Consider the following 15,413-nt stretch of genomic DNA (forward strand, 5'->3'; position numbering starts at 1 on the left):
GACCGCTGACGAGGATCGCCTGGTGACCCATCCGCAACAGCAGGCGATCCTCGATGCCGCCGGCATCCACAAGCGCTTCGGCGCGCTTGTGGTGCTGGACAACATCGACTTCGCCATGGCCGCCAATGAGGCGGTCGGCATTGTCGGCCCGAACGGCGCCGGCAAGACCACTTTGCTCAGCGTGCTCTCAGGCGCCTTTCCACCAAGTTCAGGCACGGTCAGCTTCAAGGGCGGCGACGTGACGCCGCTGCCGGCGACCCAGCGCTGCCGGCTCGGGCTGGTGCGCACGCATCAGGTGCCAAAACCGTTCGGCGGCATGACCACTTTCGAGAATGTCTTCGTTGCCGCGTCGCACGGCGCCGGCCTCGGCCGAGACGAGGCCTATGCGGAAGCGCTGGGCTCGCTGGAACTTTGCGGCATGCTCGGCGTCGCCAACCGGCGCGCCGAAACGCTCGGCCTGCTCGACCGCAAGCGGCTGGAGCTGGCGCGGGCTTTGGCGGCAAAGCCGACGCTACTTTTGCTGGACGAGATCGGCGGCGGACTGACCGATGGCGAAGCCGGCGAACTCGTCGACACCATCAAGGAACTGCGCCGCCGCAAGATCGGCATCGTCTGGATCGAGCACATCGTGCATATTCTTCTGCAAGTGGCCGAGCGCCTGATCTGCATGGATGCCGGCAAGATCATCGCCGACGGCAACCCGCAAGCCGTTATGGCCAATCCCCAGGTGATCAGCGCCTATCTCGGCGGAGGCCCAAAATGAGCCTGCTTTCGGTCGAGAACCTGGTTGTGCGGCATGGCCTGCTGCAGGCGGTGCGCGGCGTCAGCTTCAGCGTCGAGCGTGGCCAGACGCTGGCCCTGGTCGGCGCCAACGGCGCCGGCAAGACGACGCTGCTCAGGGCGATCGCCGGCGCGCATCCGGCGTCGGCAGGCCGGGTGTTGTTCGACGGCGCCGATCTGTCCGGCGTGCCGTCGCACAGCCGCGTCGGCAAAGGCATCGCCCTGGTGCCGGAGGGGCGAAAACTGTTCGTGCAGATGACAGTCGAGGAGAACCTTTTGCTCGGCAAGACCGCTGGCCGGCCCGGCGACTGGAGCGTCGACAAGGTGCTCGACACGTTTCCCAATCTGAAGGCCCGCCGCCATGCCAAAACAGGTCATCTCTCAGGTGGCGAACAGCAGGCAACGGCAATCGGCCGGGCGCTGATGAGCAACCCCGAACTGCTGCTGCTCGACGAGGTTTCGCTCGGCCTGTCGCCGCTGATCGTCGATCGCGTCTATGCCTCGCTGCACGGGCTGATCAGCTCCGGCACGACGATCATTCTCGTCGAACAAGACCTCAACCGTGCACTCTCGGTATCGGACAAGGTCATCTGCATGCTCGAGGGGCGCGTCGCGCTGGAAGGCCCGAGCAGAGGCATTTCGCGCGACGAGGTGACCAAAGCCTATTTCGGCCTGCACAAGGCGAGCGCCGGGAGCGTGCCGGCATGAGCAACCAGATCATCCAGGGTATCCTGCTCGGCGGCTATTACGCGATCATCGCCTGCGGCCTGTCCTTCATGTTTTCGGTGATGCGCATCATCAACCTCGCCCATGGCAGCCTTGCCGTGCTTTCAGCCTACGCGCTGTGGTGGCTCGCCTCGCAATTCCACATCGCGCCGCTGGTCGGGCTGCTCATCGTGCAGCCCGCGATGGCGGCGATCGGCTGGGCGCTGCAGCGCTTCCTGCTGGAACGCAGTGCGCGCGGCGGCGCGCTGTTGCCGATCCTCACCACTTTCGGCCTGGCCATCGTCATCGACAATCTTTTGTTCGAACAGTTCGGCGCCGATACGCGCTCGCTGGCGCCCTACATCGGCAGCCTGTCCTACGATTCCTGGGAATGGCCAGGCAGCATCTATGTCGGCAAGCTCGCCGTCATCACCTTCGCCGCAGCCGTGGTGCTGCTTGGCGGGCTGCAGCTGTTCCTGACCCGCACCGGGCTCGGCCGCTCGATCCGTGCGACGTCCGAGGACCCTGATACGGCAGGCCTGGTCGGCGTCGATGCGCGCCGCGCCAATGCCATTGCCGCATCGATCGCCATGGTCACGGTCGGCCTTGCCGGCGCGTTTCTGGGCATGCGCGCCACCTTCGACCCCTATGCCGGCGCGCCGCAATTGCTGTTTGCCTTCGAAGCCGCGGTCATCGGCGGCGCCGGCTCGCTGTGGGGCACCTTGATTGGCGGCATTGTGCTGGCGCTCGCCCAGACGCTCGGCGCTCAGGTGCACCCGCAAGGTTTTCTGATCGGCGGCCATACCGTCTTCCTGGTCGTGCTGTTCGTGCGACTTTCCGCGTCCGGCCTTGGCCTGCGCGGCCTGTTGCGCCTGCGGAGTGCAGCATGAGCGCTCCTGCCACCATGCCTGTCATCGAGCGCGGCACCGCGACCTCGCGCATCGCCGCGATTGCCGTCGCCGTGATCATCGCATTGCTTGCGATTGCGCCGCATTTCCTCTCCGCCGGTGCGGTCGACCGGCTGACCGCGCTGTTCATCTACGTGATCCTGGCCGCGATGTGGAACGCGCTGGCCGGTTTTGGCGGCCTGGTCTCTGTGGGACAGCAGGTCTTCTTCGGGCTCGGCGCCTATTTCGCTATCCGCCTGGCCGATGCCGGCCTCAACCCGTTCGTCGCGCTTTTTGCGTCGGGCATTGTTGTCGGTGCCGTGTCCATCCCGCTCTCGCTGTTCATGCTGCGGTTGAAGAACGGCGAATTCGCCATCGGCATGTGGGTGATCGCAGCACTGACGCATCTGCTGGTCAATCTCGACCGGCTGGTGCAGGGCGAAACCGGGACATCGCTGATCTCGCTCAACGTCTATGATTCCGGCACCAGGCGGGCGACGATTTATTGGCTGGCGCTGGCGTCGATGACGGCGCTGCTCGCCATCCTGTTTGGCCTGCTGCGCGGCAGCACGGGCGCGGCGATCCGCGCGATCCGGGACAATGAAGATGCCGCCGCCTCGGTTGGGGTGCGCGTCACCGGCACCAAGCGGCTGCTGTTCGTGCTGGCCGCCTTCGGCATCGGCATTGCCGGCGCACTCTGGCTGGCGACCTCCATCACCTTCCAGCCCAAAACCTATTTCAGCGTCCAGTGGACCGCTTACATGATCTTCATGGTGCTGGTCGGCGGCATCGGCACGTTCGAGGGCGCGATTCTGGGCGCGCTGGTGTTCTTCCTCATCGAGACATGGTTCGGCGGCGCCGGCGTCTGGTACCTGGTCGGGCTTGGTGCCACCGCCGTGCTGTTTTCGCTGCTGCTGCCGCGCGGCCTGTGGGGAACGATCGAGGAGCGTTTCGGCCTGCGCCTGCTGCCGGTCGGCTACCGCGTCAGGCTGCCCGCAATCGAGACAGGTCCGTCGGGCGACGACACGCAACAGTCGCCACAAACCACATCACAGCGGGAGAAGGCATGAGCATGCTTTTCGGCAAAACCATCCTCATCACCGGTGTCGCCTCCGGCATCGGCGCCCGCACGGCGGAACTGGCGGGACAGCTCGGCGCCGAGGTAATCGGCGTCGATGTTCGTGAACCCACGGGACAGGTCGGCACTTTCGTCAAGGCCGACATTTCATCGAAGGCCGGCGTCGATGATCTGGTTGCGCAGCTGCCGCAGCGCATCGATGCGCTCTGCAATGTCGCCGGCCTCTCCGGCAACACCGGCGCGGCGGCAACGCTCGCCGTCAACTTCTTCGGACTGCGGGCGCTTTCGGAAGGCCTCGCGCCAAAAATCCGCGAAGGCGGCGCCATCGTCAACGTCGCCTCGATCGCCGGCTTCGGCTGGCGCGCCAATCTCAACCGCGCCGCTTCCATGGTCGGCATCGAGGGCTTTCCCGATGTCGCCAAGGTGGTCGCCGACCACGCCGTCAAGAACGAGGAAGGCTATCCCGTTTCCAAGGAACTGCTGCTCCTGTGGACATTCCGCGCCGCGCACCAGGATCAGTTCAGGAGCCGTGGTATTCGCGTCAACGCCGTCAGCCCCGGCCCGGTGGAGACGCCGATCCTCAAACAGTTCCGCACCGTGCTCGGCGACGCCCGCGTCGACAGCGACATTGCCCGGGTCGGCCGCGCCGGCACATCCGGCGACATCGCGCCTGTGGTGCTGTTCCTGTGCTCGGACGGCGCGCGCTGGGTCAACGGCGCCAACGTGCCGGTCGATGGCGGTCTCGAAGCTTCAATCAATGCCGAAGTGCTCGGCTTCTAAGAAAACGCTCCACTGGAGCGAGGGAGAAAAAATAATGGATATCGGACTTCTGATCGACGGCGATAAAAGGGATGCGTCCGGCTCGGCGGCCTACGAGCGCATGGACCCGTTCACCGGCAAACTGGCGACGCGTGCCGCAGCGGCGAGCGTGGCCGACGCCAACGCCGCTGTCGAAGCGGCCGCGGCTGCCTTTCCCACATGGTCGAAGACTGGACCTGGCGAGCGCCGCGCGCTGCTGAGCAAGGCGGCCGATGTAATGGCCTCGAAGGTAGGTGAATTCACGAAACTGATGATGGAAGAGACCGGCGCCACTGGCCCCTGGGCCGGCTTCAACGTCATGCTGGCCGCCAACATGCTGCGTGAAGCAGCCGCCATGACGACGCAGATCTCGGGCGAGATCATCCCGTCCGACAAACCAGGCACGCTGGCCATGGCGATCCGCCAGCCGCCCGGCGTATGTCTCGGCATCGCGCCATGGAACGCGCCGGTCATTCTCGGCACCCGCGCCGTGGCGATGCCGCTCGCCTGCGGCAACACGGTGGTGCTCAAGGCCTCGGAAATGTGCCCCGGCACGCATCGGCTGATCGGCCAGGTTCTGGTCGAAGCCGGCCTGCCCAAGGGCGTCATCAATGTCGTTACCAACGATCCTAAGGACGCCGCCGGCATCGTCGAGGCGCTAGTCGCGCATCCCGCGGTCAAGCGCGTCAACTTCACCGGCTCGACCAAGATCGGCCGGATCATCGCCGAACTCGCCGGGCGGCATCTGAAGCCCGCGCTGCTCGAGCTCGGCGGCAAGGCGCCGCTGCTGGTGCTCGACGATGCCGATATCGATGCTGCGGTGAATGCCGCAACCTTCGGCGCCTTCATGCATCAGGGCCAGATCTGCATGTCGACCGAGCGGCTGATCGTCGACGACAAAGTCGCCGACGAGTTCGTGACAAAACTCGCGGCCCGTGCATCGCATCTGCCGGCGGGCGACCCGCGCGGCCATGTCGTGCTGGGATCGCTGATCAGCAGCCAGGCTGCCGACAAGATGGAGGAACTCGTGGCCGATGCGGTTGCCAAAGGCGCCAAGCTCGTCGCCGGCGGCAAGCGCACGGGCACCGTGGTCGAGGCGACCTTGCTCGACCACGTCACGCCGTCGATGCGCGTCTATGCCGAGGAATCCTTCGGCCCGGTCAAGCCGGTGATCCGCGTCAAAGGCGAGGATGAAGCCGTGCGCGTTGCCAACGACACCGAATACGGTCTCTCCTCCGCCGTCTTCAGCCGTGACATCAAACGCGCCATGGCTGTTGCCGCCCGCATCGAGGCCGGCATCTGCCACATCAACGGCCCGACCGTCGGCGACGAGGCACAGATGCCGTTTGGCGGCGTCAAGGGCTCCGGCTATGGCCGGTTCGGCGGCAAGGCGTCGATTGCAGAATTCACCGATTTGCGCTGGATGACCATCGAGGATCCGCACCAGCACTATCCGTTCTGAACGGTGCAGAAGGGCAGATGGCTATCTGCCGAGTGTCAGCCCGGCCCTCCTCGCTTCCCCACGCAGGAATGGCAGCCCGACCTCGATGACATCGCTCGGATTGTCGGCCACCGGCCGCCACACGGCGAGCCCGCCGGCAATGTCGACATCGACGTGGTTCATGCTTTCGAGCGTAATCGCGCCGGTGTAGCCGATGGCGGCGATCGCCTGCATGCAGGCCGCCCAGTTGAGCATGCCGCGTCCCGGCACGCCGCGATTGGCCTCCGAGACGTGGACATAGCCAAGATAAGGCGCCGCCGCCGCGAAGCCGGCGGCAAAGCTCTCCTCCTCGATATGCATGTGGTAGGTGTCGAGATGGATGAAGATGTTGTCGGCGCCGACGCGCTCGATGATCCTTGCCGCATCGATGCCGCGGTTGATCAGATGCGTCTCGTAGCGGTTGCAAGGTTCAATGCCGAGCTCCAGCCCATGCACTTTTGCCGCCTTGGCGGCGCGTGCGAGGAAGCGGCACATGCCGTCGATTTCACCGGCCGTCGGCGCGCGGCCTGACGTCTTGCCGATCGTGCCATAAGTGACGCCGCCGAGTGCCGTGCTACCCACCGCTTCGCACACCTCGAAGGCCGGTTCGAGGAAGGCCAGCGCCTCGTCCGGCCGCTCGACAACATCGAGCGCGCGCGGCAGGCCGAGCGACGGGATCAGCTCGACGCCCTGGCGTTCGGCGAAGGCGCGCGTGCGCCTGGTGTCGATCTCCTCGGGCCGCAGCAGCGGGATCTCGAGCAGGCCAATGCCCAGAGCCTTCAGCCGCTCCATCTGCGGTTCGATCAGGTCAAGGTCCCACACCGGGGCAATGGCGAAAGTGTGCAGTCCAAATGTATTCATCGGTCAGCCTCGTTGTTCATGCGCCGCGGCGGCACTGATATCGCCGCCGCCGACGATGCGGCTGACGACTTCGTTCATGTTGGTCCGGGCGGTGATCAGGTCCGCCTCGGCCCGGCCGTGGCGCAGCACGACAATGCGGTCGGTGACCGACAGCACGTCGTTCAATCTGTGCGAGATCAGGATGACGGCAATGCCTTCCGACTTCAGCCGCCGGATCAGATCGAGCACGCTCTGCACCTCGCGCACCGCAAGGGCCGCCGTCGGCTCGTCCATGATCACCAGCTTGGGATTGAAGGTCAGCGCCCGAGCGATCGCCACCGTCTGCTGCTGGCCACCGGAGAACGAACCGACCGACCGGTTTATCGACGGCAGATGCGCCCCCAGCCGCTCGATCATCTTCGCCGCCTGGCGGTCCATTTCGGCCTTGTCGACAATACCCGGGATCAGTCCGAACAATTTCTTCGTCGGCTCGCGGCCAAGAAAGATGTTGGCGGCCACGTCCTGCTGCTTGGCCAGCGACAGGTCCTGGTAGATCATCTCGATGCCAAGCTCACGCCGCTGGCCGGGATCGAGCGGCAAAATATCCTTGCCGTCGAGTTCGATCGAGCCGGCATCAGCCCGGTAGATGCCGGTGATGGTCTTCATCAGCGTCGATTTGCCGGCGCCGTTGTCGCCGACGAGGCCGACCACCTCGCCCGCCTCGACCGACAGGTCGACGCCATGCAGCACGTCGACGGCGCCAAAGCTCTTGCGAATGCCGTGCAGGGTGAGAAGGGTCATACGCGTGACTCCTTGCGCACCTGGTACTGGTCGATGAACACCGCCAGGATCAGCACGGCACCGATTGCCATCTGCTGGTAGTAGGATTGCACCGCAAGCAGCGTCAGCCCGTTTTGCAGCACGCCCATGATCAGCGCGCCGATCATGGTGCCAAGGATCGAGGCGCGGCCGCCGAACAGATTGGTGCCGCCGATGATCGCCGCCGTGATCGCGGTCAGTTCATAGTTGATGCCGGCAGTCGGGTCGCCGGCATTGACGCGGGCGGTGAACAGCAATCCGGCAAGACCGGCCAGCGCGCCCGACAGCGTATAGATGATGCGGCGATGGTGTTCGACGCGGATGCCGGCCGCGCGCGCCGCGCCCTCGCTGTCGCCGAGCGCCAGCGTATGACGGCCAAAGCGCGTGTAGGCGAGCACGCAATGGGCAACGATGGCGGTGAGCACCAGCAGGATGACCGGCATTGGAATGCCGAACGGCCGGCCCTGACCGATATAGACGATCGCCGCCGGCAATCCGTAGATCGCCCTGCCCTGCGAAATGATCAAAGCGAGGCCACGCGCCATGCCGAGCATGCCGAGCGTGACAATGAAGGCGGGCACAAACGCGCGGGTGACCAATTGCCCGTTGATGTATCCAGCAAGCCCGCCGGCAAGGATGCAGGCAACGACCGCGAACACCGAGGGCCAGCCGAGATTGACGGCGACGAAGGCGCCGGCGACGCCAGCCAGCCCCATGACCGAGCCGAGCGACAGGTCAAGCCCGCCCGAGCCGATGACGAAGGTGGCGGCGATGGCCAGCACGCCGATCGTCGACGTCGCCAGCAGGATGTTGAGAAAATTGCTGAGCGACAGGAAATACGGCGACAGCACGGCCATCGCCGCACTCAGCGCCAGCAGCACCACCAGCGATTCCAGGCGGATATGAAGTCGTTCGACGGACGCACGCTGCACCCGAGCCCAGAAACCGGGCTGCGCCATTTCAGAAGCCATCTTGCCTCACCTTTAAAAAAAAGTGGCTGGCGCAGGCTAAACCCGCGCCAGCCCAGTCCGGGAGGACTATTTCACGTATTCGAGCATCGGCTCCTTGCCGGCTTCGATCACATCCTTGGTCAGCACCAGGGTCGGCACTGCGATGCTTTCCTCGACCTTTTCACCGGCGAGCGCCTTCTTGACGTTCTCGACCGCCTGCTTGCCGACGAGATAGGGAAGCTGCGCAACGGAAGCGTTGAGCCGGCCTTCCTTGATCGACTTGACCGCGTCTGAATTGCCGTCGACGCCGATGATCGTCACCTGTTCGCCCTTGCCGGCCGCGTAGATCGATTCCACCGCGCCCAGCGCCATGCCGTCATTGGCGCAGAAAATGGCGACGAGGTCGGGATGCGCGGTCAGTGTGTCGGTGGCGATCGAAGCCGCCTTGTTGCGATCCCAGTCACCCGGCAGGGAGGCGACGATTTCCAGCCCCGGCGCCAATTCCTTGAGCTTATCGGCAAAACCCTTGGCGCGCTTCTCGCCGGTGATGTTGCCCGACAGGCCTTCGATCACCAGCACCGGACCCTTTGCGTCCTTGCCGAGCTTGGAGACGAGATATTCGGCGCCTTGCCCGCCTGCCGCGACATTGTCGGAGCCGATGCGGAAGGTGATCTTGATGCCTTCCTTGTCGAGCACCGCTGGGTCGAGATTGCCGTCGAGGTCGACGACCTTGATGCCGGCATCCTGCGCCGCCTTCAGGCAGGGCAGCAGATTGGTCGAGTTGATGGCGGCGGTGATCATCGCCACCGGCTTGCGCTCGAGCATGGTGTTGCACAGATTGAGCTGCGGCTCGGCCGCCTGGTCGCTGTCGGCCGCCTGCTGGAAATATTTCACCCCGGCTGCCTTGGCGCCGTCCTCGACGCCCTGGCCCATCGCGCCCCAGAACGGGTTGGCCAGCGTCTTCATCAGCACGCCATATTCGCCGTCCTCGGCCTTGGCCACACTGACGGCGGAAAGCGCCATTGCGACGCCAAAAGCCAAAGTAAATCGATTTATCTTCGGTGCGAGTGATTTCATTTCGTTTCTCCTCCGGTTGATGTCACGCGCCGCGAGCCAAAGCCAGGTCCGGCGCTTCTGGTCCGTCTTCGACAATGGGGGCTATTGTCGGCTTCCTCCCCCGGAATGCGGGCCGTTGCCTGGCGAGCCAACGGATTCCCGCATCAAAACCTGACAAGGCTCGAGCCGCGCCTTGGGCGGCCCCTCCTCGCCTTCGATCCTGGCAAACAGCACGTCCATCGCGTGGACGGCGATCTGGCGCACCGGCTGCACCACGGCGGCGATGGCCGGCCATGTCACCTGCATCCATTCGGCGTCGTCGAAGCCGACCAGCGAGATGTCGTTCGGGCAATGCCAGCCGCGCCGGCGGAATTCGGAAAGCGCCACCAGCGTGCCTTTGAGGAACAGCGAGTAGACTGCCGTCGGGCGTTCGCCTCCCTTGGCGCCCGCATCGAAATAGTCGCGCAACTGCGCCCTGAGCGGTTCGACATCGGTTTCGGCAAGCACGACATCGATGCGGACATCCGGCGCCAATTTGAGCGCGGTCGAGCGAAACCCGTCGAGGCGGGCGCGCACCGTGGCCGCCTGTTCACCAAGACCGACGACCAATATGTGGCGATGGCCCCGGCCGAGAAGGTCGCGCGCCACCTCGGCACTCGCGGCCGCACTGTCGGCAGACACGGTGTCGAAGGCGTCGTCCGACAGCACGCGGTCGATCAGCACGCCGGTCATGCCGTTCAGCTTCATGAAGGCGGCTGCGGGGCCATGCTCGTTGCGCACCGGCGCCAGCACCACGCCGGCAACCCGCCAGTCATGCATGCGCTCCAGTATCTCCTTTTCGCGCGCTTCCGATTCCCGGCTCGACGCCGCCACCAGCGTATAGCCACGCTGCTCGGCCAGGCTTTCGAGCTGGGTCACCATCTGGCCGAAAAACTCGCTTTCGAATTCCGGCATGATGGCGCCGATGATGCGGCGCTTGGCCCGCCGCATGTCAGAGGCCAGCGGGTCGACGCGGTAACCGAGGAGTTCGACGGCATCGAAGACGCGTTGCGCATTTTCGGGCTTGACCGTGGTGACGCCCGCCATGACCTTGGAGACGGTGGCGGCGGACACGCCGGCATGGCTTGCCACGTCGTGGATCGACGGACGCCGCTGCTGGGCTTGCCGATGCGCCATTGGTCCTCCTCCCGAGGGCGGGACCTTGCATCTTGTCCCGCGTGTGAATGGATAAATCGATTTTTCGCAGTTGTAAATCGTTTAATCCAAGGTAGAAGTTTGTTTCGAGTGGCGCGGTGCGGATCGCGCAGGGAGGAATTGTCATGTCCAACAGCATCTTGCCGCTGGTCATCAGCGTGCCGGAACCACGCACGCTCGATCTCATCTTCACGCCGCCGCAACTGGCGCGCTTCAAGGCGAAATACCGCATCGTCGAAACGACGCCGGATGGCGTGGCGGCGCTGCCGGCCGATGTGCTGGCTGAAGCCCGCTACATCGTCGGCCAGCCGCCGATCACGCCGCAGACTCTGGAGGCGATGAAAGCGCTGCGCTGCGTCTTCAATGTCGAAAGCAACCTGCTCAACAACATGCCTTATGAGACGCTGTTTGCGCGCGGCATCCATGTCGTCACCACCGGTCTGGTCTTTGCCGAGCCGGTGGCCGAGCTTGGCCTTGCCATGGCGCTCAACCTCGCCCGTGACATCGTCGACGCCGACCTCGCCTTCCGGCAAGGCAAGGAGCTGTGGGGCGGCGACGGCAACCAGACGGCGCGGCTGCTCTCCGGTGCCGATGTCGGCATCATCGGCTTTGGCGATCTCGGCCGCGCGCTGAACCGGCTGCTGTCGGGCTTCCGCACCCGGACCAAAGTCTTCGATCCCTGGCTGCCGCCGTCGATCCTGATCGAGAATGGCGTCGAGCCGGCCTCGCTCGACGAGGTGCTGACATCAAGCGACTTCGTCTTCGTCGTCGCTTCGGTGACCTCTGAGAATCAGGGCTTTCTCGGCGCCGACGCCTTCGCCAGCATGCGCAAGGGCGCCGCCTTCATCCTGCTCAGCCGCGCCGGCGTCGTCGATTTCCCGGCATTGATGGACGCTGTTCGCAGCGGCCACATCGTCGCCGCCAGCGACGTCTTCCCGGAAGAGCCACTGGCGCAAAGCCACCCAGTTCGCACCCTGCCCGGCTTCCTGCGCTCGGCGCACCGCGCCGGCGCCCTCGACATCGCCTTCAAGCGCATGGGCGACATGGTGCTGGAAGACATGGACTTGATCGACCGCGGCCTGCCGCCGCTGCGCTCCAAGCGCGCCGAGCGCGAGACGGTTTCCAGAATGCGCTCCAAGCCGGTTGACAAGAACTAGGATCAATCAACAGTCGATTGACGCATTGAGGCGGGTGACGGCAGCCCTACTCCGCTGCCAGCCTTTGGGCAGCAGACCGATGGGACAGCGCGTACCCGACCTCGTCCACGGCCTGCGCGACGCGCTTCAGGATGGCCTCCGACCGAAGCACCCCGTCGGTGAAATCCTTGTCCGTGGCGTAGACCGCCGTCGGCAAGGCCAGCGCTTCGAAGAAACCGAACAGCGGCCGCAATTGATGCTCGACGATCAGCGCATGCCTCTCGCCGCCGCCCGTGGCCAACAGCACCACCGGCTTGCCCCTTAGGGAAACCGGATCGAAGAGATCGAAGAAGTGCTTGAACAGGCCGGTGTAGCTGCCCTTGTAGGTTGGCGAGCCCACCACCAGCACATCGGCATTAACGATGCTGTCGAGGATGGCGCGCGCCTGTCCGTCGAGGTCGCGTGCCCATTTGGCGCTACCGAGCGACGGGCCGAGATCTTCCACGTCGTAGCTGCTCGCCGACAGGCCATGCTGGCGCGCAATATCCTTGACCACCTGTTCGACGAAGCCGCGCGTCTTGGACGGCCGGGTGAAATTGCCGGAAAAGCCGACGACGGTTGGATTGGGCATGCTGCGGCACCTTCTCGCTACGGGCAAGCCCGCCTTCAATGTCTACAGGTTGATAGACTTCCGAATGCGGTAAAAGGAATGATAGGCCTTTCGGCGCCGCCACGACGAACTATTTTTCCATGCGTTCGCGCAAACGGATGATGACCGCGATTTTCGGCGAGCGATGTGAATGGTCTCAGCCGGCACGAACCCCCTATCCGATGCGATTGCCGCCTGCCGGATCGAACAGATGCAGCGCCGCCGGCTCGGCGGACAACCGCACCTTGTCGCCCGGCCGGACATTGCTGCGCCCCATGACGAAGACGCAGACCTGCTGTCCCGCCATCTTGACGTAGAACTGTGTCGACAGGCCGAGTGGCTCCACCACTTCGACTTCGGCCGTGAGCGCACCGTCTTCGGCGAGCTGGATATGTTCCGGCCGCAGCCCGACGGTGAGCGCGTCGCCGTTTTTCAACGGCAACCCGTCCGGCAACCGCAGCTTCTGGCCATCGGCCAGCACCGCGTCCACCTTACCGCCCTTGTCGACCGTCGCCGGCAGGAAATTCATGCCCGGCGAACCGATGAAACCGGCGACGAACATGTTGATCGGCCGGTCGTAGAGTTCGAGCGGATGGCCGACCTGCTGGACGAAGCCGTCATGCATGACGACGATGCGGTCGGCCATGGTCATGGCTTCGATCTGGTCATGAGTGACATAAACCGAAGTTGTCTTGAGCTGCTGGTGCAGCGCCTTGATCTCGGCGCGCATATGGACACGCAGTTTGGCGTCGAGGTTTGACAGCGGCTCGTCGAACAGAAACACTTTTGGATCGCGCACGATGGCGCGGCCCATGGCGACGCGCTGGCGCTGGCCGCCGGACAGCTGGCGCGGCAGGCGCTGCAGAAAAGCGTCGAGGCCGAGCCGTTTGGCGGCAGCGCCCACCCGTGTGTCGATCGTCGACTTTTCCGCCTTCTTCAACAGCAGGCTGAAGCCCATATTCGACGACACGTCCATATGCGGGTAGAGCGCGTAGGACTGGAACACCATGGCGATGTCGCGGTCCTTGGGTGCCACGTCATTGACCAGCCGGTCGCCGATGCGGATCTCGCCGCCCGAAACCTCCTCCAGCCCGGCGATCATGCGCAAAAGGGTCGACTTGCCGCAGCCGGACGGGCCGACCAGCACGACGAACTCACCGTCGGCGATCTCGAGATCGACGCCGTGCAGGATGCGCAGCGACCCATAGTCCTTCTCGACGTTTTGCAGCGTCACGGAAGCCATCGATTATCCTTTGACCGCGCCGGCGGTGAGGCCGGTGACGAGATAGCGTTGCAGGAAGGCGAAGAAGATGCAGACCGGGATCAACGCCAGGATCGACGCCGCCATCATCTGCCCCCAGTCGACGGCGAACTTGCCGATATAGGTGAGCAGGCCGACGGCAAAGGTCTTCTGGTCGTCGCTGGAAATCAGCATCAGTGCGAACAGAAGCTCGCTCCACGCCGCGGTGAAGACGAAGCCGAGCGTTGCGCCCATGCCCGGCAGCGTCAGCGGCACGATCACCTTGCGCATCGCCTGGGCGCGCGTGCAGCCGTCGATCATCGCCGCCTCTTCGAGGTCTTTCGGAATGCCGTCGAAGAAGGACTGCATCAGGAAGGTGGCGAAGGCAGTGTTGAAGGCGGTGTAGATGATGATCAGCCCGACCAGGCTGTTGGTGAGGCCGAGCTGCCCCATGACACGGTAGATCGGCGGAATGACCATCACCAGCGGAAAAGTCTGAGTGAGCAGCAGCATAATCGCCAGCGTCGCCTTGCCGCGAAAGGTGAAACGCGACATGGCGTAGCCGGCGAGCGTGGCGATGATGGTGACGAATGCCGCCGTCGACACCGATACGATGACGCTGTTCATGAAATAGCGCGGGAAATCAGAGGCTTCCAGCACAGTGATGAAGTTGCGGAAGGTGGTCTGCGACGGCCACAGCGTGATGCCTTCGGAGTAGAGCAGCCGCTCCGGCGTCACCGATATCTTCAGCGTCCAGAAGATCGGGAACAGCGCGAAGATCATGTAGGCGGCAATGGCGCCGTAGAGGCCGATGCCGCTGACAATGCGCGAGGAGGTCGAGCGTCCGGCAATCATCAGACGTGCCTCACCAGCGAGCGGCGGATGGCGATCAGCGCGATCGCGTAGACGATGAGCAGCACCAGTAGCAGCACCGCCACCGCCGAGGCATAGCCCTTGTCCAGCGATTTGAAGGCGCTGACATAGATGTAGACCGGTACCGTGCTGGTCGAGCCGGCAGGCCCGCCTTCGGTCATGACGAAGATCAGGTCGGCGAAGGTGGCGATCCAGATGGTGCGCAGCATGACGGTGATGACGATGGTCGGCGCCAGAAAGGGCAGCGTCACCTTGCTGAAGCGCTGCCATGGCGAGGCGCCATCGATGGCAGCCGCTTCATGCAGTTCCGACGGGATCGACTTCAGCGCCGCCAGCAGCGTGATGGCAAAGAACGGGATTCCGAACCAAATGTTGGCGATGATCGGCCCCCACATGGCGGTCGCCGGATCGGACAGAACATTGGTCGGTTCGGCCTTCAGGCCCAGCGCATAAAGCCAGTGCGGCAGCGGCCCGATGATCGGATTGAACAGCCACGCCCAGGTGAGGCCCGACAGGAAGGAAGGCACCGCCCAGGGCAGGAACACCACAGCCTGGACAAACTTGCGGCCGACAAACGGCTTGTCGAGCAGCAACGCCAGGCCGAGGCCGAGGAAGAACTGGAAGAACAGGCTGGCGACCGTCCACCAAAGCGTGTTGACCAGCGCCTGCCCCAGCACCTGGTCGGACAGCATGGCCTGATACTGGCCGAGACCGACATATTCCGACTTGAAGGCTGAGAACTTTCTGAACGAATAGCTGATGCCGACGATCAGCGGCACCACCAGCACCACCACCAGAAGCACGATCGCCGGGCTGAGATAAAGCCAGGGCTCGATAGCGGCATGCGTCAGCCGCTTCTTTCGCGGTCTGCCTGCGGGTCGTATTGCGGACACGGCATAGGTCATCGGTTCTGGATCGTCTCCTGGAA

General features: G+C 64.4%; 16 protein-coding genes. 7 read left to right on the forward strand and 9 right to left on the reverse strand.

Annotated elements, in window-relative coordinates; translation table 11 throughout:
- Nucleotides 1-19 precede the first annotated feature (19 nt).
- Genes AC1DXU_RS02170 through AC1DXU_RS02195 form a run of 6 tightly spaced genes read left to right on the forward strand, consistent with a single transcriptional unit; the run spans nt 20 to nt 5,710 of the window.
- Nucleotides 20-763, forward strand: coding sequence for an ABC transporter ATP-binding protein (locus tag AC1DXU_RS02170; protein WP_477365931.1), 744 nt, complete (start codon nt 20-22; stop codon nt 761-763).
- On the forward strand, nt 760-1,488 hold the full coding sequence (locus AC1DXU_RS02175; protein ID WP_477363775.1) for an ABC transporter ATP-binding protein: 729 nt from the start codon (nt 760-762) through the stop codon (nt 1,486-1,488). The genes AC1DXU_RS02170 and AC1DXU_RS02175 overlap by 4 nt, the downstream gene beginning before the upstream one ends.
- Nucleotides 1,485-2,375 carry a branched-chain amino acid ABC transporter permease gene (locus tag AC1DXU_RS02180; RefSeq protein ID WP_477363778.1) on the forward strand — a complete coding sequence of 297 codons (891 nt, stop codon included), beginning with the start codon at nt 1,485-1,487 and terminating at the stop codon, nt 2,373-2,375. The genes AC1DXU_RS02175 and AC1DXU_RS02180 overlap by 4 nt, the downstream gene beginning before the upstream one ends.
- Nucleotides 2,372-3,442: a branched-chain amino acid ABC transporter permease gene (locus AC1DXU_RS02185; RefSeq protein WP_477363781.1), complete on the forward strand. Its 1,071-nt coding sequence runs from the start codon at nt 2,372-2,374 to the stop codon at nt 3,440-3,442. The genes AC1DXU_RS02180 and AC1DXU_RS02185 overlap by 4 nt, the downstream gene beginning before the upstream one ends.
- A gap of 2 nt (nt 3,443-3,444) precedes the next feature.
- Nucleotides 3,445-4,230, forward strand: coding sequence for a coniferyl-alcohol dehydrogenase (locus tag AC1DXU_RS02190; RefSeq protein ID WP_477365934.1), 786 nt, complete (start codon nt 3,445-3,447; stop codon nt 4,228-4,230).
- Nucleotides 4,231-4,264: 34 nt separating this feature from the next.
- Complete coding sequence (locus AC1DXU_RS02195) at nt 4,265-5,710, forward strand: aldehyde dehydrogenase (RefSeq protein ID WP_477363784.1); 1,446 nt, start codon at nt 4,265-4,267, stop codon at nt 5,708-5,710.
- Between the two features lie 21 nt (nt 5,711-5,731).
- On the opposite strand, the gene AC1DXU_RS02200 is transcribed toward AC1DXU_RS02195, so the two are convergent.
- The 5 genes from AC1DXU_RS02200 to AC1DXU_RS02220 all read right to left on the reverse strand — a co-directional run bounded on the left by AC1DXU_RS02200 (nt 5,732) and on the right by AC1DXU_RS02220 (nt 10,569).
- Nucleotides 5,732-6,589 carry a sugar phosphate isomerase/epimerase family protein gene (locus tag AC1DXU_RS02200; RefSeq protein ID WP_477363787.1) on the reverse strand — a complete coding sequence of 286 codons (858 nt, stop codon included), beginning with the start codon at nt 6,587-6,589 and terminating at the stop codon, nt 5,732-5,734.
- Between the two features lie 3 nt (nt 6,590-6,592).
- Nucleotides 6,593-7,369 carry an ATP-binding cassette domain-containing protein gene (locus AC1DXU_RS02205; RefSeq protein ID WP_477363790.1) on the reverse strand — a complete coding sequence of 259 codons (777 nt, stop codon included), beginning with the start codon at nt 7,367-7,369 and terminating at the stop codon, nt 6,593-6,595.
- Complete coding sequence (locus tag AC1DXU_RS02210) at nt 7,366-8,358, reverse strand: ABC transporter permease (RefSeq protein ID WP_477363793.1); 993 nt, start codon at nt 8,356-8,358, stop codon at nt 7,366-7,368. The genes AC1DXU_RS02205 and AC1DXU_RS02210 overlap by 4 nt, the downstream gene beginning before the upstream one ends.
- 66 nt (nt 8,359-8,424) lie before the next feature.
- The gene (locus AC1DXU_RS02215) at nt 8,425-9,414 is read right to left on the reverse strand and encodes a sugar ABC transporter substrate-binding protein (protein ID WP_477363796.1); all 990 of its coding nucleotides are present in this window, start codon (nt 9,412-9,414) and stop codon (nt 8,425-8,427) included.
- Between the two features lie 81 nt (nt 9,415-9,495).
- The gene (locus AC1DXU_RS02220) at nt 9,496-10,569 is read right to left on the reverse strand and encodes a LacI family DNA-binding transcriptional regulator (RefSeq protein ID WP_477363799.1); all 1,074 of its coding nucleotides are present in this window, start codon (nt 10,567-10,569) and stop codon (nt 9,496-9,498) included.
- 143 nt (nt 10,570-10,712) lie between these two features.
- On the opposite strand from AC1DXU_RS02220, the gene AC1DXU_RS02225 reads away from it, so the two are divergent.
- Nucleotides 10,713-11,744, forward strand: a complete 1,032-nt coding sequence (locus tag AC1DXU_RS02225; RefSeq protein ID WP_477363802.1) for a hydroxyacid dehydrogenase — start codon at nt 10,713-10,715, stop codon at nt 11,742-11,744.
- Between the two features lie 46 nt (nt 11,745-11,790).
- Here the strand turns inward: AC1DXU_RS02225 and msuE are convergent, their stop codons facing one another.
- The 4 genes from msuE to AC1DXU_RS02245 form a co-directional block, all read right to left on the reverse strand.
- Nucleotides 11,791-12,354, reverse strand: a complete 564-nt coding sequence (msuE, locus tag AC1DXU_RS02230) for an FMN reductase (protein ID WP_477363804.1) — start codon at nt 12,352-12,354, stop codon at nt 11,791-11,793.
- 193 nt (nt 12,355-12,547) lie between these two features.
- Nucleotides 12,548-13,615 carry an ABC transporter ATP-binding protein gene (locus AC1DXU_RS02235; protein WP_477363807.1) on the reverse strand — a complete coding sequence of 356 codons (1,068 nt, stop codon included), beginning with the start codon at nt 13,613-13,615 and terminating at the stop codon, nt 12,548-12,550.
- 3 nt (nt 13,616-13,618) lie between these two features.
- On the reverse strand, nt 13,619-14,467 hold the full coding sequence (locus AC1DXU_RS02240; RefSeq protein WP_477363810.1) for a carbohydrate ABC transporter permease: 849 nt from the start codon (nt 14,465-14,467) through the stop codon (nt 13,619-13,621).
- Complete coding sequence (locus tag AC1DXU_RS02245) at nt 14,467-15,390, reverse strand: carbohydrate ABC transporter permease (protein WP_477363813.1); 924 nt, start codon at nt 15,388-15,390, stop codon at nt 14,467-14,469. The genes AC1DXU_RS02240 and AC1DXU_RS02245 overlap by 1 nt, the downstream gene beginning before the upstream one ends.
- Nucleotides 15,391-15,413: the final 23 nt, after the last annotated feature.

It is taken from the genome of Mesorhizobium sp. P3_A10, from assembly GCF_056403175.1.

Coding starts and splice junctions, on each gene's coding strand:
- AC1DXU_RS02175 (WP_477363775.1), top strand. CDS start 760: ATGAGCCTGCTTTCGGTCGAGAACCTGGTTGTGCGGCATGGCCTGCTG.
- AC1DXU_RS02180 (WP_477363778.1), top strand. CDS start 1,485: ATGAGCAACCAGATCATCCAGGGTATCCTGCTCGGCGGCTATTACGCG.
- AC1DXU_RS02185 (WP_477363781.1), top strand. CDS start 2,372: ATGAGCGCTCCTGCCACCATGCCTGTCATCGAGCGCGGCACCGCGACC.
- AC1DXU_RS02190 (WP_477365934.1), top strand. CDS start 3,445: ATGCTTTTCGGCAAAACCATCCTCATCACCGGTGTCGCCTCCGGCATC.
- AC1DXU_RS02195 (WP_477363784.1), top strand. CDS start 4,265: ATGGATATCGGACTTCTGATCGACGGCGATAAAAGGGATGCGTCCGGC.
- AC1DXU_RS02200 (WP_477363787.1), bottom strand. CDS start 6,589: ATGAATACATTTGGACTGCACACTTTCGCCATTGCCCCGGTGTGGGAC.
- AC1DXU_RS02205 (WP_477363790.1), bottom strand. CDS start 7,369: ATGACCCTTCTCACCCTGCACGGCATTCGCAAGAGCTTTGGCGCCGTC.
- AC1DXU_RS02210 (WP_477363793.1), bottom strand. CDS start 8,358: ATGGCTTCTGAAATGGCGCAGCCCGGTTTCTGGGCTCGGGTGCAGCGT.
- AC1DXU_RS02215 (WP_477363796.1), bottom strand. CDS start 9,414: ATGAAATCACTCGCACCGAAGATAAATCGATTTACTTTGGCTTTTGGC.
- AC1DXU_RS02220 (WP_477363799.1), bottom strand. CDS start 10,569: ATGGCGCATCGGCAAGCCCAGCAGCGGCGTCCGTCGATCCACGACGTG.
- AC1DXU_RS02225 (WP_477363802.1), top strand. CDS start 10,713: ATGTCCAACAGCATCTTGCCGCTGGTCATCAGCGTGCCGGAACCACGC.
- msuE (WP_477363804.1), bottom strand. CDS start 12,354: ATGCCCAATCCAACCGTCGTCGGCTTTTCCGGCAATTTCACCCGGCCG.
- AC1DXU_RS02235 (WP_477363807.1), bottom strand. CDS start 13,615: ATGGCTTCCGTGACGCTGCAAAACGTCGAGAAGGACTATGGGTCGCTG.
- AC1DXU_RS02240 (WP_477363810.1), bottom strand. CDS start 14,467: ATGATTGCCGGACGCTCGACCTCCTCGCGCATTGTCAGCGGCATCGGC.
- AC1DXU_RS02245 (WP_477363813.1), bottom strand. CDS start 15,390: ATGACCTATGCCGTGTCCGCAATACGACCCGCAGGCAGACCGCGAAAG.